Annotated in this window: 19 protein-coding genes and 1 tRNA gene; 7 read left to right on the top strand and 13 right to left on the bottom strand. The window is 41.7% G+C overall.

Annotated elements, in window-relative coordinates; genetic code table 11:
- Positions 1 to 8 precede the first annotated feature (8 nt).
- The 4 genes from EHQ64_RS07420 to EHQ64_RS07405 all read left to right on the top strand — a co-directional run bounded on the left by EHQ64_RS07420 (position 9) and on the right by EHQ64_RS07405 (position 5,384).
- The gene (locus EHQ64_RS07420) at positions 9 to 2,159 is read left to right on the top strand and encodes a cAMP/cGMP-dependent 3',5'-cyclic-AMP/GMP phosphodiesterase (RefSeq protein WP_135648857.1); all 2,151 of its coding nucleotides are present in this window, start codon (positions 9 to 11) and stop codon (positions 2,157 to 2,159) included.
- Positions 2,160 to 2,173: 14 nt separating this feature from the next.
- Positions 2,174 to 3,304 (top strand): acyl-CoA dehydrogenase family protein, encoded by a 1,131-nt coding sequence (locus tag EHQ64_RS07415; protein WP_135648856.1) that lies wholly within the window; start codon positions 2,174 to 2,176, stop codon positions 3,302 to 3,304.
- A 34-nt stretch (positions 3,305 to 3,338) separates the two neighbouring features.
- Positions 3,339 to 4,565 (top strand): Lsa36 family surface (lipo)protein, encoded by a 1,227-nt coding sequence (locus EHQ64_RS07410; RefSeq protein ID WP_135648855.1) that lies wholly within the window; start codon positions 3,339 to 3,341, stop codon positions 4,563 to 4,565.
- A 210-nt stretch (positions 4,566 to 4,775) separates the two neighbouring features.
- Positions 4,776 to 5,384 carry a hypothetical protein gene (locus EHQ64_RS07405; protein WP_135648854.1) on the top strand — a complete coding sequence of 203 codons (609 nt, stop codon included), beginning with the start codon at positions 4,776 to 4,778 and terminating at the stop codon, positions 5,382 to 5,384.
- Here the strand turns inward: EHQ64_RS07405 and EHQ64_RS07400 are convergent.
- The 5 genes from EHQ64_RS07400 to EHQ64_RS07380 all read right to left on the bottom strand — a co-directional run bounded on the left by EHQ64_RS07400 (position 5,381) and on the right by EHQ64_RS07380 (position 11,714).
- Complete coding sequence (locus EHQ64_RS07400) at positions 5,381 to 6,697, bottom strand: MFS transporter (RefSeq protein ID WP_135648853.1); 1,317 nt, start codon at positions 6,695 to 6,697, stop codon at positions 5,381 to 5,383. The two genes, EHQ64_RS07405 and EHQ64_RS07400, sit on opposite strands and share 4 nt — an antisense overlap.
- 76 nt (positions 6,698 to 6,773) lie before the next feature.
- Positions 6,774 to 7,127 (bottom strand): phasin-related domain-containing protein, encoded by a 354-nt coding sequence (locus EHQ64_RS07395; protein ID WP_135648852.1) that lies wholly within the window; start codon positions 7,125 to 7,127, stop codon positions 6,774 to 6,776.
- Positions 7,128 to 7,226: 99 nt separating this feature from the next.
- Positions 7,227 to 7,802 (bottom strand): bifunctional nuclease domain-containing protein, encoded by a 576-nt coding sequence (locus EHQ64_RS07390; RefSeq protein WP_008592198.1) that lies wholly within the window; start codon positions 7,800 to 7,802, stop codon positions 7,227 to 7,229.
- Positions 7,803 to 7,862: 60 nt separating this feature from the next.
- Entirely contained in the window at positions 7,863 to 9,740 is a 1,878-nt protein-coding gene (locus tag EHQ64_RS07385) for an alpha/beta fold hydrolase (RefSeq protein ID WP_135648851.1), read from the bottom strand.
- A 114-nt stretch (positions 9,741 to 9,854) separates the two neighbouring features.
- Entirely contained in the window at positions 9,855 to 11,714 is a 1,860-nt protein-coding gene (locus EHQ64_RS07380) for a PAS domain S-box protein (protein WP_135648850.1), read from the bottom strand.
- Between the two features lie 238 nt (positions 11,715 to 11,952).
- Here EHQ64_RS07380 and EHQ64_RS07375 point away from each other — a divergent pair, with 238 nt between their 5' ends.
- Positions 11,953 to 12,282 (top strand): hypothetical protein, encoded by a 330-nt coding sequence (locus EHQ64_RS07375; protein WP_135648849.1) that lies wholly within the window; start codon positions 11,953 to 11,955, stop codon positions 12,280 to 12,282.
- 280 nt (positions 12,283 to 12,562) lie between these two features.
- Here EHQ64_RS07375 and EHQ64_RS07370 read toward each other — a convergent pair whose 3' ends face one another.
- From EHQ64_RS07370 to EHQ64_RS20180, 8 genes are all read right to left on the bottom strand, one after another.
- Positions 12,563 to 13,102, bottom strand: a complete 540-nt coding sequence (locus tag EHQ64_RS07370) for a GNAT family N-acetyltransferase (protein WP_135648848.1) — start codon at positions 13,100 to 13,102, stop codon at positions 12,563 to 12,565.
- A 584-nt stretch (positions 13,103 to 13,686) separates the two neighbouring features.
- A tRNA-Ile gene (locus EHQ64_RS07365) sits at positions 13,687 to 13,760 on the bottom strand.
- A 50-nt stretch (positions 13,761 to 13,810) separates the two neighbouring features.
- Positions 13,811 to 14,308: a hypothetical protein gene (locus EHQ64_RS07360; protein ID WP_135648847.1), complete on the bottom strand. Its 498-nt coding sequence runs from the start codon at positions 14,306 to 14,308 to the stop codon at positions 13,811 to 13,813.
- Entirely contained in the window at positions 14,305 to 14,799 is a 495-nt protein-coding gene (locus EHQ64_RS07355; RefSeq protein ID WP_135648846.1) for an LIC_11959 family protein, read from the bottom strand. Before EHQ64_RS07355 ends, EHQ64_RS07360 begins: the two co-directional genes overlap by 4 nt.
- Before the next feature lie 2 nt (positions 14,800 to 14,801).
- Positions 14,802 to 16,193 (bottom strand): HEAT repeat domain-containing protein, encoded by a 1,392-nt coding sequence (locus EHQ64_RS07350; protein ID WP_135648845.1) that lies wholly within the window; start codon positions 16,191 to 16,193, stop codon positions 14,802 to 14,804.
- Positions 16,126 to 16,617, bottom strand: coding sequence for a response regulator (locus tag EHQ64_RS07345; RefSeq protein ID WP_135648844.1), 492 nt, complete (start codon positions 16,615 to 16,617; stop codon positions 16,126 to 16,128). The genes EHQ64_RS07350 and EHQ64_RS07345 overlap by 68 nt, the downstream gene beginning before the upstream one ends.
- Before the next feature lie 120 nt (positions 16,618 to 16,737).
- Complete coding sequence (locus EHQ64_RS07340) at positions 16,738 to 18,060, bottom strand: 6-hydroxymethylpterin diphosphokinase MptE-like protein (protein WP_135648843.1); 1,323 nt, start codon at positions 18,058 to 18,060, stop codon at positions 16,738 to 16,740.
- Between the two features lie 42 nt (positions 18,061 to 18,102).
- Positions 18,103 to 18,639, bottom strand: coding sequence for a DNA primase (locus EHQ64_RS20180; RefSeq protein ID WP_167882372.1), 537 nt, complete (start codon positions 18,637 to 18,639; stop codon positions 18,103 to 18,105).
- Between the two features lie 86 nt (positions 18,640 to 18,725).
- Here EHQ64_RS20180 and EHQ64_RS07330 point away from each other — a divergent pair, with 86 nt between their 5' ends.
- A complete protein-coding gene (locus tag EHQ64_RS07330) occupies positions 18,726 to 19,355 on the top strand; it encodes a TlpA family protein disulfide reductase (RefSeq protein WP_135648842.1) in 630 nt (209 codons plus the stop codon).
- Positions 19,352 to 20,047, top strand: a complete 696-nt coding sequence (locus EHQ64_RS07325) for a type 1 glutamine amidotransferase (protein ID WP_135648841.1) — start codon at positions 19,352 to 19,354, stop codon at positions 20,045 to 20,047. The genes EHQ64_RS07330 and EHQ64_RS07325 overlap by 4 nt, the downstream gene beginning before the upstream one ends.
- Positions 20,048 to 20,067 lie beyond the last annotated feature (20 nt).

The following is a 20,067-nucleotide window of genomic DNA, read 5'->3' as shown; positions in this document are numbered from 1 at the left end:
AATTTTCCATGCTAAAAGAACAAACCAGGGGATATATAGAACTTCCTAGAGGAGGTTATCTAGTCGAAACAAGCGAAGGCTATTTCCAGATCGGCTCTCCTCCCGAGACCATCAAAGATACGATGGCCGACAAAAAGACTCCCCTGGTATTTATACTTCCTAATAAATTTTTCCATGTAGAAAAAGGGATCAGCACCGCGGAGCTTGAGTTCCCGATCTACTTCAACTTCTTCTTAAGACAAAAAAAGACCACGATCATATGTACGGCTGAACAAAAAGATCAGCTCATCACAGTACTTAAAGAATCCTTAATGGGTCCGGAAGAGATCAATTTGGAATCCGAGTATTTGAACGGAGCCGAGTCTTTCGGTTTTCCGGACATGAAAGCCGAGATGGGTTATTTCAGAGGATACAAGGGACTAGACGATGTGGTCGATTTCCAAGTATTCGATAGAGATAATATGGTAAATCTCGGAAAAGTTTTAGTTCGAAAACTTCCTTCCGGAGATTTTAGGATCACTGACGGAACAAAAGAAACAGAGATCCCAGGAGAAGTTGGATTTAATATCAAATACGAGATCGGTCATAGACTAGAGGAACCTTTCCAAGCTCCGTTACTCGGGATCACCTGTCTTGGACCTTCTCATGGATTCGATCCGGAAGACAATACATCCGGATTTATCATTTGGTTGAATCACCAAGGGATCATGGTGGATCCTCCTGTGAATTCTACGGAATGGCTTCGCATGTCCAATGTGAATCCGAAACTTATTAACCACGTTATTCTTACACATTGTCATGCGGATCATGACGCGGGTACCTTCCAAAAAATTATGGAAGAAACTAAAATCACCATTCACGCGACCGCGACCGTAATGGAAAGTTTCATCCGCAAATATTCCGCACTTACAAAAATTCCGCGTAAAGAATTACTAGAACTCTTCCATTTCCAACAAATCATCATAGGAAGACCTGCGATGATCAATGGGGGAGAATTCAATTTTCATTATGCATTACATTCTATTCCTTCCGTAGGTTTCGAGTTCTTCTTCCAGGATCAATCCTTCGTGTATACTTCGGATCATTTGAACGAACCGGATGTTCACGACAAGATGTATGAAAAGGGAGTTCTTCCTGAATCTCGCTGGAAATTTTTGAAAGAATTCCCTTGGGATAGAAGGATCATTTATCATGAGGCAGGAATTCCTCCTCTTCATACAAGAGTAAGCTATCTTGCAAGTCTTCCTCCTGAGATCCAAGAAAAGATCACAGTCTATCATATCGCAAGAACGGATATGCCTCCTGGCACAAAACTGAAACTAGCTCGTTTCGGTATAGAGAACACTGTTTATCCGGAAATTACTCCTCCAAAACATATGGAGGCGTATAACTTACTCGATATCTTAAGCCAAATCGATATTTTCAGCGGATTCCCTATAGAGAAGGCGAAGGAATTCCTACTGATCGTTCGCGAAGAAAAATATAAACGCGGGGATCAGATCATTAAGAAGGGAACTCCTGGAGATAAATTTTATATCATTGCATCCGGAAACGTAAAGTTCGAAGGACTTTTAGGAGATTCGGATATAGCGCCGGTTAAACGATACGGGCAATACGAATATTTCGGAGAAGCATCTCTCGTTTTGGATCTACCTCGTGCCGCAGATGTTTACGCAGAAACGGATGTAGTAGCACTCACTATTGAAAAGAATAAGTTCCTACAGTTTATTAGAAATACTGACCTAAGACAAAACCTAATTCGACTGAACAGCATTCGCGATAGCAACTCTTGGAAAACTTTGATCGATTCTCGCCATTTTAAAGGACTTACGAGCCATCAGGTCACTCAATTAGAGATGATTATGCGACTTTCCAAGGTGAACAAAGGTTCAGTGCTTATCTCGGAAAAAGCGTTTTACCACGAAGCATATATTATCCGTCATGGAAAAGTAAGCGTATACCAACAAGGCAAGAAGTTAGCCGAGTTGACGGACGGTGATTTCGTAGGAGAGATCTATGCGATCTCCAAAAAACTGGTGTCCAACTACACGTTCAAAGCGGAATCGGAAACGGAATTGTTTTCTATTTCTCAGAACGAGCTCATCCAGTACATCAAACGGAATCCCGGCGTTTACATGAGAATGAATACCGTCTATTAAGCGGGGGGATATAAATGGATAGAGTCCTACAATTTACCGAAGAGCACGAAGCTTTTCGGGACATGACACGCAAATTTTTCGAAACCGAAGTTACACCTCATCATCATGAATGGGAAAAAGTCGGAATGGTCCCGAAAGAACTTTGGAAGAAGGCTGGAGCAAGCGGTCTTCTTTGCCCGGATGTTCCGGAAGAATACGGTGGATCAGGTGCAGACTTTCTATATAACGTTGTTGTAATAGAAGAATCTTCAAGATCAGGGAACAGCGGATTTTTTGTCTCCTTACATAATGACGTAATCGCTCCTTATATCAGTGCTTACGCAAATGATGAACAAAAAAAGAGATGGTTGCCTGGTTGTTGCACAGGGGACAGCATTTTAGCGGTCGCTATGACGGAACCTGGAGCAGGTTCTGACTTAAAAAGTCTCAGGACTACTGCCGTGGACAAGGGAGACCATTATTTAGTCAACGGCCAAAAAACATTTATTTCCAACGGACAGCTTGCAAATTTAGTAATTACTGCCGTGAAACATGAAAACGGTACGATTTCACTTGTTATGATAGAAGAGGGGATGAAAGGTTTCGAAAGAGGCCGTAATCTCGAGAAGATCGGACTAAAAGCCCAAGATACCTCGGAATTATACTTCAACGACGTAAAAGTCCCTAAAGAGAACGTAATCGGAAAAGACGGACAAGGTTTCCGTTATTTGATGATGAAACTCGCTCAAGAGCGTTTGGTGCTAGCGATTGCGGCGGTGGAAGCTACTGCACTCGTTCAAAGAATGACTCTAAAATATATTAAAGAGAGGATGGCGTTCGGGAAAAAGATCGGAAGTTTTCAACATATCAAATTTCAAATGGCGGAAATGGCTACGGAACTGGAAATGTGCCGTACTTTCGTCGACAAAGTGGTGTCGGAGCATATCGCCGGAAAAAAATTAACTGTAGAGGCTTCTATGGCTAAATATTATTCCACAGAAATGCAAAAACGTCATACAGATCTTTGCCTCCAATTCTTCGGAGGTTATGGATATATGATGGAGTACCCGATCGCAAGGGCGTATTTGGATGCAAGGATCCAAACGATCTACGCGGGAACTACCGAAATCATGAAAGAAATTATTGGTGGTAGTTTAGGACTCTGAAATATTCTCGAAATTGCCCTCGTCCAAAGGTAGAATGGATCGAATGGCTCTTATATCGAGTAAACTTAGGCGGTGTTTTCAAGGCGCCGCCTTCCTTATTTTAGCTTCTTCCTTATATTTTTTCCCAGTTTCTTCTGCGGAAGCCCAGGTTTCTTGCCTTCCTCCTGCGTCAGGAAATAACGTTTGTACTTTAATTCCTGCTTCAACAGCCGCCCAATTTAACGGCTTAGAGGAAACGATCCGAAAGGAATATTTAAACGAACTTACCAAATCGATGGCGGATGCAGCAGTTCTTGCAAATATTAATGCCTCGATGATGGGACCGGGAACTGTGAACCGATTCCAAGTAGGGGCGGGACTCGGTGTTGCCGGAGTCCAGAAAGATGATATTAATATCCAATACGGTGATATCGCTATCCCGAAATTCCCGAACGTAGGAGCTTCGATCAATCCGGGCTTTATGGTGGGAGTGAATTTAGGTTGGTTACTAGGGCAAGGGCCGGCTGATCAACCGGATGCGAACGATAAGGATAAAAATTCTTCAGGTAGATCCTTCTTACATCGTATCAATATCTATGGTCACGGATTTCAGGGAAATATCGGTGCCGGAGATCTGAAATCTCTTACGGATTCCGCTTCTTCCAAGGACCTTCGTCTTGCAGGAAATGTGAATAGTTTCGGAGTGACTGTCCGCTTTCAAATTTTAAGAGAACGTTATACTAGATTGGACTTTTTCGGATTTACGGGGCTTAGTCTCGGGATCGGTTTCCATAGAAAATGGGAAGAGATCAATCTTGGATACCAACCTACGGGAAGCGACGCTGTTAAAGTAGAATTTGGTCCTGCAACAGGTAAATGGGACGCAGATGTAAACTTTGCATACCAATCTAGAGTGCAATCGGTGCCGGTGGATATTAGGACAGGTGTTCGCTTATTCTACATACTGACATTATTTGCAGGAGCTGGAATCTCCAATAATACAGGTTATACCAAATTGAATTTGGGAGTTAGTGGCCCGTTATATCTTGCATTGGATGCGAATGCTTCCGGGCTTCCTCCTGAAGTCATCCAACAGATGAATGGGAATGCGGGTGGAACATTATCCTTGAGAACTAGCGGTTCTGCGGAAGTAAGGACTCAGATGAATTACTTTGTGGGTGGTTTCGAGCTGAACATTCTGATGTTCAAGGTTCTTGCAGAAGCTATGGCTACAGATGATAAGATCTATTCTGCAAACCTAGGAATTAAATTCGCTTTATAGTAGTCGCTCGAAGAGCGGCTTCACGAAGAGAATGAGTATAGCCACCTGATAAGGTTGCTTTCACGAGCACGGTAAGTATAAAATTCTTACTTTTTAAGATATACATATAAAAAGGGCACGCCTTTTGCATTAATAAAGATACAATGTGAAAGGCTTGATTCTACTGGATATATTGTTCAGGAATTCAGCATTTAGCATTAAAGGTATCCTATGATTACTAGCCCAGGAAAACCGCTTCACCTTTCTTGTATCCCCAGAGGGGAGGCTTATGCCTTAAAAGTGAATATTTCCAAAAATGAGATTGGAATTATTTATAGGGTAACGGCCGTTCTATATGTCCATGGGTGGAATATAGAAGAGGCAATCGCCGAGACATCCACAGACGGTTATATACAAGATATCTTTATTGTTAAACGAATTGATCGTTCTCCTATGACCGATGAACATTTGAACGCTATCCATGCGGATCTTCATGAGTTATTTTACGGGGGAATGTCCGTAATGAATTATCTGGCTCTTCATCCTGAAAAGATGGAAAGTCTAAGAGCTAAGGTAGAAACTGCTCCTGAAATTTTCCTTTTCAACTCGGAAATCAGTGATTCTACCGTAATGGATCTTAGAATGGAAGATAGACCGGGGATCCTGTTCGAGATCTCCCAAATCCTATTTCTGTTCGGAGTAGATATTTTGTCCTTTAAAGCGGTTACAGATTCAGGCCAAGTTCGAGACACATTCCTTCTGAGATTGGAAAATGGCTCTAAATTGGATGAGAACTTACACTTCTTCCGTTTGAAGGAAGCTTTGACAGCAGTTCTTTAATTTTTAGAATTCGGCTGTTTTACTAATAGGAATAATCCTAAAAAGATCACACTGCAAATTCCAGAGACCAAAAAGGAAGTTTGAGGTCCTTTTTGGGAATACACTACGCTGAATAAGATCGGAGAGATCCCTCTTCCGAAAGAACCTAAACTTCTTAAAAGCCCCAAATTTTTTCCCTGTTCGCTTGCGGAAGAGAATAGAGATACGATTGAAGAGATTGAAGGATTTAAGAATGCGCTTCCCATCGCAAGAAATGTCAAAGAGACGAATAGTAGAAAATTGGATTGCTCGGATGCTATGACCGAGGTGCTGGAAAAATATAAGAAAGAAAATCCTAAGATCAGAAAAATTGAGGCTAAGATCCCTACCTTGGTCTCTGCAACTTTGCCACTGATCCTACGTATGATGCCTCCTTGTACGAATACGATGATCAAACCGATATATACGAATGTGTAACCGATGCTAACAGGCTTGAATCCTAAAAACTGATCCAAATAAAAGTTAAGAGAGAATTCGAATCCGGAAAAGAACAGTAAGAAGAATAAATTTAAGAAACTTACATACATGATCTCTTTGGAACCAAGGTCAAAAATCCCAAGAGCAGGATGGAGTCTACCTTCCGATTTTTTTCTAAGATGGTGAGGAAGAGTTTCTCTAAATCTAAAAAGAATTAGCAGAAGATTCACAAAAGAAGCTGCAGTCGCCATAAGAGCGACCGATGGGAATATAGTCATTTTTTCTAAAGGAAGAAAAGGTAGTATATAAGAAGGGTCCGTATGAGCTAATATCCCTCCTATGGAAGGGCCTGCGATAAATCCTAGTCCGATACCGGCACCTACCATTCCCATTCCTTTCGTCCTGTCCTGCTCGGAAGTTGAATCGGCCATTGCAGCAGTTGCAACGGAAATATTTCCTCCCATGAGTCCGGTAACTAATCTGGAAAGAACGAATAGGGAAAAACTTCCTGAGAATAACCAAACTAGGTATCCTAAAAAACTACCGGTGCAAGTGAACACTAACACAGGTCTTCTTCCTGTTGTGTCCGAAAGTTTTCCCCAAATAGGGGAGAATAAAAATTGTAGGATGGAATATAAACTTGCTACGATCCCTCCGAACAAGGCTACGAAAAGTTTCCAATCACTTGTTCTTCCGTCCAAAATTCGGGAAGTCCAACCTGCCAATAGATCCAAAACAGGATCCCCGGCTTGCGCTAAAAAATGATTCAATGTTTCGGGGAAAATAGGGAAGATGAGAGAAAATCCCATCATGTCTATGAAGACAGTAAGAATTAAAATGAAGGATTGGTTCCTCATGGGGGCTAGTATCCGAGACCTGGTTTCTTTGTCCCGAATTTTTCGAACCGCCCCCGTATATCAGATTTTCCGAATCTCATTTTTTAGTGAGCTTTTTCAATTCTTCAATTGCCGATTTTGCCTTTGCTTTAAATTCTTCCGGTAAGGACTCGTCTATCTGGACGGATATCTTTTCGAAATTGTCTTTGAGTTGGCTGATTACGGCTCTCGAACTTTCATTTGCGTTTAGTAGTTTTTCCTGAGCATCCATAACAGTCTTCTGGATCAGGTCCCTGAGACGATTAGCTTGTTCGGACTGATTTCCTGCTCCTTTATTCTTTAATTCCTGATAAGCCTTGTCCAGATCGGATAGACTTGATTTTAGTTTATCTTCTCCAGATTGAAATAATGCGATTCCGGCATTTAGAATGTCCATTAGTGATTTTTCCATGATCGTACTCCGAGGGGACCAAGGATATAGAATATAAGAGGATTGGTCCAGCCGGTTGTAATATCCCCGACCGATTTTTTAGCAATTCCTATGAAGAAATTAGGAAGGATTTTCTAGGAGTTTACGGATTTGATCCCTGATTTTTGCGGCTGTTTCGTAATCCTCGGCTTTTAGAGCATTGTCTAAAGAGTCCTGTAGGATCTCCAACTGGGATTTAGGAAGTTGGGAAATTTTCTCTTTTCCGATGGTTTCGCCAGGGATCTCATCGTCTTTCATTACGATCCCAGCCTCTTCGATCACTTTTTTTGCCAAATAGATCGGAGCATTTGCTCTGAGCGCGAGTGCGATAGAATCGCTAGGTCTTGCGTCTAGAACGATCAATTCCTCGTCTTTGCGCAGAGTGATTTTTGCGTAGAAAGTATTGTCGATGATCTCTTCGATCGCGATTTTTACGATCTGAACTCCAAGAGTAGTGAGAAGGATTGTCATCAGATCATGGGTCATCGGACGAGGAGGTTTTGTGCCTTCCAGAACGGAAGTGATGGAATGAGTTTCCAACGGACCGATAAAAATAGGAACGACCCTCTGATCCGAATCGTCTTTTGCCTTCAAGAATACGGCAAAGCCCACATTCGTGAGAGAGATATTATATATGGTCGCTTCCAAAAGATCCATTTCCTAGTATTTGAACCTATCTTTCGTTTCCCGAAATGTCAAGCGTTCTAAACCTGGGGCTCAAGTCGAGTCCAATCCTTTGATCCAGGTGTCGATTTCTCCGCACATTTCCTTCACTACAGGCATGTGGAAAACGATACCTAAGTGACCCTGTTCGTAAGAAAGAATCTTATTTTTTTTGTGAGGAAGTGCTGCGAGATCTTCTTCGATCGTCTCACTCGGAACCACTTTGTCCACCGAACCTAAAACGGAAAAAAGAGGAATTTGCAGATTTTTTTGGAGCGCGGTATAATCCAAACTTCCATCGTAAGAAAGGAAAGATCTGTCCTGACTCAATTGGGAACGAAGAAATTGTAGAACCACTTTAGTGGATTCTTCGCAGAAAATATCTTCTATCAGAAAATACCATTCCGGTGGAGAGATCTGTTTGTACCCCACGAAATCTCTTAGGTTGACAACTTTTGCATGAAGATCAAAAGAAACAGCTCTGAGAGAAGAGTGTAATCCCAAAAGAAATTTGAAAAATTTATTCAGATCCACTGTAGGAAGAGTTGTTTGGAGAGAAAAAGAAGTTAGATCGAAAAGAAAATCGGAGATCGTTTTGGAAGGAACTAGTTTTAATCCCATCTTCAAAATATCCAATCCTGGAATTTGAGCCTGAAGTCTTACGAAGTTCGGAGAAGTGATGGAAACAATTCCAGAGATCACATCTTCCGGACGAGGAAGAGGGACCGGAGAATTCGGCTTTTGTTTTACGATCTCTTCATATGCGGAAGAATAAAAACGAGGGATCATTCCCCCCATACTATGGCCGACCACTACTAATTTTTCGTTCGGGAAATTATCTCGGATCCAACCAAGTACAGCCGGAAAATCCTCTTGGATAAAATCATCTACGGTCCAGCCTTCTCGTATTCCGAATAGAGGTAGTGTCCTTCTGGATCTTCCCCTCATATCCATAGAGAAAACTCTGTATCCATGTCTGAGGCAAAGTTCTCTGGCTACCTTGTCCATTACCGATCTTCTACAAAAAAAACCCGGGATTAAAAGAAGGTTTTTCCCTGTATCATTTCTATCTTTGGGCTCGAATCTTTTTAAACTAACGGAATATCCGTCTCCGGAAGGGATGAGAAAACTCGCATCCAGGCGATAAGATCTTTGGTAGGTATGAGAATCGAATACGATGGTAGTAACAGGCTCTTCTTGTCCGAAACCTCGAGTATAGAAAAGATGTTTCGCTCTGGAATGAAGATCCGATTTTTCTATATTCTTACGCGCATAATACGGATCTCCTTTGACTCCCATTTCTCTGGTAATCACGAAATCGACTACATCGTATAAGCTGTATAATTGTTGGCGGACTTCTTCCTCCTGTTCTGGAGTCATATTGTCCCTGCGGATCCCCCATAACATTCCGATCGGAAACCCTTTTATAAATAAGGGAATTCCTGCCGCATAGTTCATGGTCTTGGTAAGAAGTTGTTTTAAGTTCGGATGGACCCTTTCGTCATCCAAGCTATGAAAATAAACTTCGGGTCTTGCTTTCTTTTCCACCGAGAGAATCGCTTCTCTCAAATATCTTGCTGAAAGATTTCCCGGATCCTGGATAGAGATCGGGATCGTGTTTCGAATGAAATCCTCGATACTTTGGGAACCTATCCTGTCGGTCACCTGTTTCATTCTGAAATGGGTGGCAGAAGCGACGATCTTTAGATTTTTATCTTGGATCGCTTCGAAAACAGAATATTGAAAAACGGGTTTCCCATTTGGAAGGGTCATGGAGACCATTTTGTTTACGAAGGCGGTCCATACTTTCTGTAGAAATAAGTTTGTACTCTCGGAGAGAGGAAAAATATAAATATCCTCTGCTCCAACGGCGTAAGCTCCACCTTTTCGGCGGGGTCTGGGGTTGACCTTTCGGGCTAGGGTCTGGTCCATAGTATAAGTTTCCATTCCTGCCTGCAGGCTGGCAATCGGGAATTCGAGACGAATTTGCCGAGAATTTTGGAAATGGACCGGAAAATCTGAAGTTCAGGAAATAGGTAGATCGGATTAGTACTGATCTTCTTTTAAAGATATACTAATAGAAACTATTTTCTCTCCATTCAATTTCCATTGAATGTTCCCTCTCAATTGGTCGACTAACATATGAACAAGTTGGAGTCCTAAACCTGGGGAATAATCTGTCCGGAATCCTTTTGGAAAAGGAACTCCATTATCCGAAAGGATCAGATGTAACCAAGAATTTTCTTGGAAAAGTTTAATTGAAATTTTTCCATTCTGATTTTTAGGGAATGCATATTTGAGAACATTCGTGATTAATTCGTTTACGATCAGACCCAGAGGGATTGCGGATTTTACATCCACATCCAATTCTTCCATATCCAAATCTAAATGGATCCCGGTACTTGATTCTTTGAAAGCTGCAAGCAATGTATTTGTGATCTTTCTAATATAGGTATCGATTCGAACAGTGTGGGAATTATTGGAAGAATAGAGTAGGTCGTATAAATTTCCGACAGACTGGATCCGGTTGACTATACTCCCCAATATACTTTCCAATTTCGGATTGGAGGTTCTGCTCGCTTCTATCTCAATGATAGAACTGATCATAGTCATACTATTTTTCACACGATGTTGGAGTTCCTTAAACAAATACTCTCTTTCATGAAGATCTTTGGATAAGGTTTCTAATGCTTCCTTTGCCTCCGTGATATCTACGCAGGAACCTATAAAACCTGCAAAAACGCCAGACTCGTTCGTGATAGGGACCCCGTTGTCTTGGATCCATCTCCAATCTCCTTTTTTATTTTTTAAACGATATGTCATGCTGAAAGGTTTTCTTTCTTCGAAATGAGAAGTGTAGATCTGGATACAATGTTCCAGATCATTCGGATGAACACCTTCTGCCCAACCATCACCTAATTCTTGGCTCATACTTCTACCAGTAAAATCCAACCATGTCTGGTTGAACCAATTGCATTTTTTGTCCAAACCGGAAACCCAGATCATTACGGGAGCGGCATTCGCAACTGCCTTAAACTTAGATTCACTTTCTTTAACGCTTTCTAAGAGAGAATATTCTTTAGATATATCTCGAAAGACCAAGACCGAGCCTACTGTATAACCTTTCTCTGATCGGATTGGTGCGGAACTTTCTGAGATCCTATGTTCTCTTCCTGTTTTAGAAAGAAGTAATGCTTCGTTTTCTAAGCCCATGTTCTTACCTCTAGGGACTAAGGGCTCGACTGAATTTCGGATCCTTCTTCTTGTCTTGGCGTTTACGATCTTAAAGACTCGTTCGATCGGCTCTCCAACAGCTTCGTTAGGAGACCAACCCGTTAGGCTCTCTGCAACGTAATTCATGTCTGTGATATTCCCGAGTTCGTCAGTAGAGATCACTCCGTCACCGATAGATCTTAAGGTTGCTTTTAGTAATTCTTGATTTTCTTTTAAGGATTCTTCGCTTCTTTTTAAACGAAGATGGGACTCGTACAATTTGAACGCCATTTTAATGGACGCGATAAGAACTGTTTCTCCGGAATTTTTGACTACATAGCCGTAGGATGTGATCTTCTCCGTTTTTTCCACCACCTCAGGCTCGGTATGGCTAGAAAGAAAAACGATAGGAACATCTCTGATTTTTAGGATCTGCATCGCTGCATCTGTGCCGTCTTCCTCTCCGCCTAGATCGATATCCATTAGCACCAGATCGACTGTGTAATCGTTAGTTGCAATTTGCACAGCTTCTTCTGATGAGTTTGCGGAGATTACTCTGAATCCGTTTCTCTGTAATCTTTGAGTTTCAGAAAGAGCAATGATCGCTTCGTCTTCTACGAGTAAGACGGTCTTTTTTCTTTCTTCCGGGATCGGGAAATATTCTCTAAAAATCTTTTCTACGCTTTGGATCATCCCTAATCTCCTTAGACAAATTGTGTCAAATTTTCCATTACTTGGCTCTTTTTGACACAATTTACAATATCTCAATTGGGAGGGCAAGCAAAAGGGAAATTTTTTGACTGCTTAATGTAAGAAACAGACTGAAGGAACTAGTGCGAAAGATCTAATATTCTAATTCTTTAAACTTATTCTGTCGCATTGATCGGTTTATGTCTTGTTATAGATTTGAAATAGGAATAATTTATGAATTATGGATATGTTTCAGAAAAGGATCTTACCAACTGCGATCTATTTAGGACTTAGCTCTCTTGCTTTTCTTGTATATCTCTTCTACGAAAGATCTCTCTTAGGTTTTCCTGATGGATATCTTTCCGATTTAGATCGGGCGTATTATTGGTTGTATTTGATCTTTGGAATACAGCATATTTTACATATTCTTATTTTCGTTTACTTCGGCTTTGGTTATGGGACCAGAAAAAACTGGATTACCTTTTTATTATATTACTCCGGAAGTATTTTTCTCTTCTTTGCGATCGAATGGTTCTTGAAATTTATTTTGGATCATGGGGTAGGCGGATAAGATAATAGGGCGGCTCTTCACTTCGTTCAGACCGGGCTACTCCGGGCTTTGCTATCGCTCCGGTCCTTCGGACTTCCCCTGCGTATCCCTGCCGCGGCGACCCGTAATCGACACTGTTGGTATTAATGAAAGCTTATGGTGATTGCTATCCGATTGGATAGCAGCGACTTGCTAAAGCAGTCGCCTTCTCGTTCCCTATGGGTCACTCCGAAGGGAGCGAGCAAGCTCGAGATAGCCGGAGGCGTTATCGAGAGCATCCCAGGTTCATTCGTAGCCGAGTTTATAATTTAATCCATTCTTCTTTGAGCAAACCGGTTATTATCTCATCTTTTAACTCACCGTCTGCCAAACAAAAGTATTTCTTTCGTCTTTTTCCTTCAATTTTGTAGCCAAATCTTTCTTGTAATGATTTGGATGACTCGTTTCCATCAAAGAAACCATTTTCTAGTTTTCTTAATCCTAATTCATCAAATGAAAATCTTATTTTTTCAGCGAAAGCCTCCTTTCCGAGTCCCATTCCGTGAAAATTTTCATTTAGCCATATCCCGCCACCGGCTGTTCCGTTTAATTTGTTGATTCTTGAAATGCTAATCCCACCGATCACTTTTTGATTTGATTTTAGTTCAATGCAAAATTCATATCCGGTTTTATTAGCTTCAGTATTGATACAATAGTGTATCCATTGTTCCGCATCTTTTCTTAAATAAGGAAAAGGTACAACCGCAAGCCACTTCGAAATATTGAAGTTATTTAGACCTTCGATCAAGTCATCGATATCTTTCTCTTCCCAATTTCTCAGAATTAATCTATCGGTTTCCATTTTTTTAATGTTATCGTTTTATCTAAAGCTCGTCTTGAATATTATAAATTTATATCAAAGTAGTAATTTTTAGCTATTTGGCATAAGGCTGACCATAGTGTGAAGGATTTGAAGCTTGGCAAATAAGGATTGGACTTGCCGCGTCACAGTCTCGCATCCTGCTCGACTTGGTTCTGCGGCGTCTTTTGCACTCGCTTCGCCATCCCTGGCTCGCGGCGCATTCATTTACGCTCCCTATGGGTCGCTATGAATGCTTTCGTGCAAAAGCTTCAAGTCCTTCTGGGCCTGATTGAATGTATGATTGTAAATTAGAAAGGAATTTTGGCTCGGAGGATTTGCACCTGCAACCCGGAGATTCTGATTTTGATGTATGAACAATGTGAGATAAGGTTTGGACTTGCCGTTACGCAGTTTGCCTTCCTGGCAAACTTTGCTCCACGGCGTCTTTCTCGCGCCTTCGTCCATCCATGGACTCGGCACGCGTTCATTTACGCTCCCTATGGGTTGCTATGAACGCTTTCGCTCGAAAGCTTCAAGTCCTTCTGGGCCTGATTGAATGTATGATTGTAAATTAGAAAGGAATTTGGGCCCAGAAGGACTTGAACCTTCGACCCGCAGATTATGAGTCTGCTGCTCTAACCAACTGAGCTATAGGCCCGGAGGCTCCATCTTTTGGGAACCTGAGTGGGGGGCAAGTCGATTTTGTAGTTATGGTTTTAGGTATCTGTTCGGATCGGAAAACCAATCCTTTAGATCTTGGCGTTCTTTATAGAATGCTATATAAAATGTGTACGCACTGTCCCCTTTTCTGAGTAGAAAAAAATAGAGCTGTAATGGATTTCCTCCGGATATGTCTTCCTTGGACCACCTTAGGATCTCCGTTTGGTAGATCGTAAATTTTTCGGGTGTGGTTCCTGCAAATACCGCTTCAAGTGCCTTGGTTCCGAGCGTTTCTTCTCCTACTCTGTCTAGTTTTCTCCAAATTGCGAGCCAAGGACGGTCCTTTAAGGGAACTGCTCTCCATCTTTTCCTGGATTCTGTTCTGACTAATGCTTTTTCCGGAAAATCGATTTTGATAAATTCTTCCGTGAAAATTTCGCCAACTTGATAGACTTTTTGGTCCGGATCTAACGGGACCGAATCATTAGGTGAGCTGATGAATAAAAGAGAGATTGCAAAGATCGAAAAGTAGACTAGGCGGATCAAAAGATGATTTCCTCTAAGATCAGTTCCCTATACTTAACGAGTTGAAAGACTGGAATGGATTGTTTCTCTTTTTTATCCGCGAGTGTATCTTCTCCCTTTTTTTTGAACCTTCGGATGGTTTTGTTTTCGAATACTAAAACCCCTTGGTATTCTCCGGTTACTTCGTACGGAGCTCCGGCGGCTAATCTAGATACGTATTTTCTTAATCTTCTATCGAATTTGTTTTCTCTGTATTTATAATATACAGTATGTCCGTTCCAATCGTAAAAGATTGCGTAGTTTTCCTTCAATCCTTGATAGTATAACTTAATAGTCTCAGGATAATTTGGAGAAGAATCGCTTAAGGCTTCTTTAATATCTAAGGCCCTAGGATCTTGGAGTGTGATCGTGCCTCGATAGGTATTTCCTGCGGGTTCCGCAGAGGTCCTTCTCCCATCGATGATCATGAGAACGAACAATAAGATCCAAAATGGGAGAGGTCGAATCTTCATCCTCAGTCGTTCTCCAGATCCTCCGATTCTCCTTTTCCTCCGCCGGAAGAAGATCCGCCGGATGATCCACCAGAGTCGGAAGAACCTCCGCCACCGCCTCCGGTACTTCCTCCCTCTCCACTTAATGGAACTGGATTGGATCCTCCTTCTCCGCTTCCTGGTCTGGACCTACGAGAAGAAGAGGAGCCTCCTGCTTTTCTAGTGCCGCCTTCCTTTGTAGAAGAGGATTTTGTTTCCGGCACTACTGGTGTAAAACTTGGATCCAGTTTTTTGCGTAATTGATCTAATGCATTTTGTGCCGCACGTTTTACTTTTTCGCTCGGATCTCTTTGGGCTTTGTATTCTAAAATTTCGATCACAGCTGGATCTTCCGTTTCCGCTAAATGTTTGATCGCTCTTAAGCGAACCATCGCGTCGTCGTCCCTTGCAAAAGAATATAATTCTTCTATAATCTCTTTATCACCTAAGGATACTAAGGCGGTGATCGTATGGATCTTTAATGCCTGATAATCTTGGATATCGTTCTTAGATTTTAATGCACGGATCTTTTCCAAAAGTTCTCTTAAGGGAGTGATCGCCGCAGTAGATTTGATCTTTCCTAGTGCATTTACCGAATACGCGCGAAGCGTAATCGGTTCCTTCTCGTCTTTTACAGTTGTGATCAGCACATTTTCTATAGAAGGGTTTTTTACTTTTCCGAAGTACAATGCGATCTGTGCTCTTACTTCCGGATCATTGAATTTCTCTTGGAATCTTGCTTCTAATACGGAATAAGCCTCGTTCGCTTGCGGAAACTCTGTGAACGCTTCTATCAAAGCGATCAAGAAATTCGTGTTTTTAGTAAAGTCTTGGCTTTTTAGCAATTCTGTTAGAGTAGGGATTGCAGAATCGAATTTAAGTTTTTTTACAACATAAACCGCTTCTTTTTGAACGTCCTGTTGGTCATGTTTTAGAAGAGCGATGATCTTATCTTCGAATTGAGTTAGCTTTAATATACCGGATATCCGAAGAGCATAAATTTTCATGGACCAGTCCGGATCTTTTCCAAGGATCACTCCGACTTGGTCGTATAGCTCTCCAGCTTCTTCCTTCGGGAAATCTTCCAGTTCTCTGAGTGCGGAGGCTCTTTCTTTTGTTGTACCGTATTTTAAAACTTTGGAGAGTACTTCTTTCTTCTTACGGATCTGTTCTTCCGTATATTTAGGCTTAGGAGGTGCCTCCTTCGCGGAAAGACTAGAAGTTCCGTGGATTAAAAAAGAAAAGAGTAATACTAGACAGGTTAGTCCGTTTCTAAGGATCTTTCCTGTGTGAAATACGGACAGGGAATCATTCTCCCGATTGTTGCAATTTGCGGTTTTCTTCTTCAAGGTCCTTGATTCTTCTATTGAGTTCATTGACTAAATGTTGATTCTCCAGGTTCTGCCGGAACTTATCTATCAAAGATCGGATATCTCTGGTTAGATCCTCGATGTTCCAAGGTTTTTCCACGTATCTGCTCAATCCCCCGAAATTTATCGCATGGATAGCCGAATCTAGGCCGGCCTGACCTGTAAGCAGTATTTTGATCGAATCCGGAGATATCTTATGGACCGACTCTAAGAATTCGGCTCCTTTCATTCCAGGCATTACCTGGTCCGTGATGATGACTTCGATCACAAAGCCGGAAGCCTGTATCTCATCCAAAAGAGCGAGTGCCTCTTCCGCACTTCTTGCTGTTTCGATCTCGTGAGTTTTACCGAATTCGTTATGAAGTTGTTCCTGGAGAGTCTCCAAAACCGACACTTCATCATCGACACAAATAATATAACCTTTATTCATAATCCTTGACCGAAAGGCGGGGCGGCTTCCCGGAACTAGAGAGTCTTGAGGATTTCGCTTTGAATGTCAAGTAGGAAGAATCTATTCTTTTTGTAGGTTCTTCGACTGAATTTGGGTTAGTTAGTCTAGGAGCCTTGTTTCTCTTGAAAGATACATTTTGATGTCGGCCGGAAGTTCGGAGATCTGAGAGCAGATTTTTCTCCATTCTGTTCCGGTCCCTGGAAAATTGGAGGGGCAATTCTCCAAAGAAGTTTCCCAATCAGAAAATGTTTGGACCTTCGGATCCAATTTAGAGATCAGAGGAATTGGGCTCCATTTCTGCAATATTTCGGCTACACTGGTCCTTGTTTTCCATCTGGATTCAGGAATATATCTCGAATTGAATAAACTTCTTCTTCTATGCAGGAAAAATCGATCGTATCTTTCATATCCTGTAGACCTACAATGAGTCTTACTTCCTTCTCTGGAAAATCCGAAACCTTTGAGTAGAACAGATTCTGCTCCTAAAGACTTGAGTAGAGAAACAGCAAGCCCAGCTACATTCAAGCTTGGATTTTCTAAGATGGGCGCCTTGGGATAAAATTTGGCTCCTAAGATTTGGTCCAATGGATGAGTGGAAAGATAAATGATCTTAGGATTTTTTAGATCGAAGATACGAGAAGCTCCTCCAAACCAAGTGAAGATCGGAATATCTGCCGGGATCTTTTCCGGAAAATGGTAGAATGTCCCAAGTCCACTATCTATCGAAAGGACCGCATGAGGTTGGATCTTATTTTCTAATAAAAATCCGAGTGCGGTGTCCGAGCTTAAAAGAAAAATTTTCTCTCGATTCTCTCGGATCCAATCGATCTCCGATTCTAAATTTGGCGAAGCTCCTACAAAACATCCGATCTTTCCGGACTGAGCTTGTAAAGAGCGACCGAGTATCCGATAGGAATTTTTGTTTTCTTCACATTTTTGAAGATGTTTGAAGAAGTTTCGGACCCAAAGTCTTCCATATTCTTCTTTTGCGAGTTTATTCTGAGAAGTTTCTTCTTTCTTCTGGAAGAAGTCTTGGATCTCTTTACCGAGTTCCGGATAACGTCTGGAATAGTTCGGATGAATGAAAATTCGTATGTTTTTTGTTCCGGAAGGGAGCCAGGAGGTTTTTTCAAGAGAAGTGAACCGATTCCAGCCGTAAAATATAGACCGAGTTCCTAGGTTTTCCCGGAGTTCTGTCCCAACGAGAGTTTCCAGTTCTTCAAAAGGCTCGAGTAGAAGGATTTTTGTAGTCACTTCGACGGATTTCAAATACGGAAATATATGATATCCGCAACCGATCCCAATCAGGATCAGTAGTTCGTCTTTTTGGATTATGTTTGGAATAGAGAGGGAGATTCTTTCTCCCTCTTTGATTGGATTTTGAGTGGAATGTAGATGGAAGGAGGAATTTTCCTCCTTCAAATTCAGAGAACCGTTGGCTTGCCGGATTAACTGAAAGATAGATCAGTCCTCGTCTTCTTCTTCCTCGTCGTCCGAATCATCATCATCGTCGTCATCTTCGTCTTCATCCTCATCGTCGTCGGAATCATCTTCCTCTTCGTCATAGGATTCGCCCTCTTCACCGTCTTCCATATCCATAAGAGGTTTCGCAGCTTCTTCCGGAATGAAATCTTCTTCCATATCTTCTTCTGCGATTGGTGCTTGAGGAGCTTCAAAGAGTCCATTGAATTGAGAGTAGGTTGCTCCGTTTCCTTGAGCTTCCGCTTCGATAGTGGCTCTTTCTTCTTTTGTGACGTATTTGTATTGGACTTCGTCGTTAGCGAGTGCAAACATTGCTTGGACCGCTAGTTTACGTCCTTTGATTTTTTTAGGTAATTCGAGTCTGTCGATTCTATCCAGGATTTGAAAGCCTGCTACGGCTCTTTCGTACTTGTTTTTTTTGGCCAGTTCAATCAAAGTTACAATATCGAATTCTGAGTTCTGGTTTTGGGTCATTTTGTATTCCTGAAAGGGGATAGAGGCCTTTGAAACTACCATCATTCTCAATTTCTCTTCTCTGTCAATCCCTTATATCTTTCGTTTATTCCTTGAATTCTGGGGAGAATCTCCGATTTTGGTAAACGCCCATGGATTCTCAGGCCAACTCCGATTCCAGGCTTAGTTTTCCCTTTTCCAAGGGGATTTTCTTCCGCCTAATCCCATTTTTACTTTTGAGCCTTCTATCAGTTTGTGCTCCTTCCGAACAATCTAATCTTGGTGTCCAAGATTACGAAGGTATTAGTTTAGAAGGAGAGACTGTTCGCATCAGTCAGATCCAAGCTGATCGTGTAGCGCTGAACGTTTACGGACCGAATTGTCTTCCTTGTATCAAAGAGATCCCGGTCTTGAACTATCTAAATGCCGAGTTGAAAAAAACTCCTCAAATCAAATTGTATATGATCGTGGACCCGGATATATTTTTTGATAATCCGGAAGCGATGGATCCGGAAGAGAAGATGAAACAAGCTTCTATTCTTATGAAAGAAGAAGTGAAAAAATTCGGGATACAACTTCCGGTCCTTATTATGAAAGCTCCTTTCAAAGTGGACAGAGCGGAAGGACTTGTGACAGGAACTCCGGAAACACTCCTATTCAAAACCAAACCTTTGATCTTATATTATAATTTTATCGGACCGATCAGCGAGGAGTCCGATCCGAACAAAATCCCTAAAAATATGAAAGTGATCTTTTTCAAAAGAATGGCCGGCCAATCATGAGATGTCTCATCGTTCGGTTCAAGGACTGCGAGGGTCCCGGAACTCTATTAGATTCTTTGCAAGCTAGGAATTATAGGATAACCTATCATAACGCGTACGACGAACGAGTTCATATCGTTCCTGCTGCGCATCAGATGTTCGATCTTGTCGTGTTTTTGGGAGGACCTCAAACCGTTCATGATCCTAATCAGCATAAATTTTTTAGGCCCTGGCTGGAACTTGCCTCTCATCTGGTAACTATGAGAGATAAGAAGGTGATCGGGATCTGTTTGGGTTCTCAAATCCTGGCAACTGTTCTAGGTGCGAAAGTGTATGAAGGGGAGAAGGGGCCGGAAGTCGGTTTCTCTGATGTTAAAGTTGCGGATCCTTCTCATCCTGCTTTCGCAAAATTGAACGGGATGACTACTTTTCCTGCATTCCATTTGCATGAAGACGTATTCGAGATCCCGAAAGGAGCCAACCGGCTTTTAGAAGGTAGCTTTTATCAGAATCAAATGTTCGAGTTCGAGAATAGGATATTCGGGATCCAATGTCATTTGGAAGTAACAGAACCTATGTTTGGTGTTTGGAAGAATGTCCATGCCGAGTTTATCAAAAAAGCTGGATGGATTCCCGGACCCGAAATGGAAGATCTTAGGTCTCAAATGGAAAGAGCGGGTCGCTCCTTGTTTGAAGGTATTTTAGATATATAATTTTTCTCACCGGAATGTTC

This window comes from Leptospira sarikeiensis (assembly GCF_004769615.1).
Classification (GTDB): domain Bacteria; phylum Spirochaetota; class Leptospiria; order Leptospirales; family Leptospiraceae; genus Leptospira_B; species Leptospira_B sarikeiensis.
The sequence above is the reverse complement of the archived record's forward strand: the minus strand, read 5'-3'. Positions and strand labels throughout refer to the sequence as shown.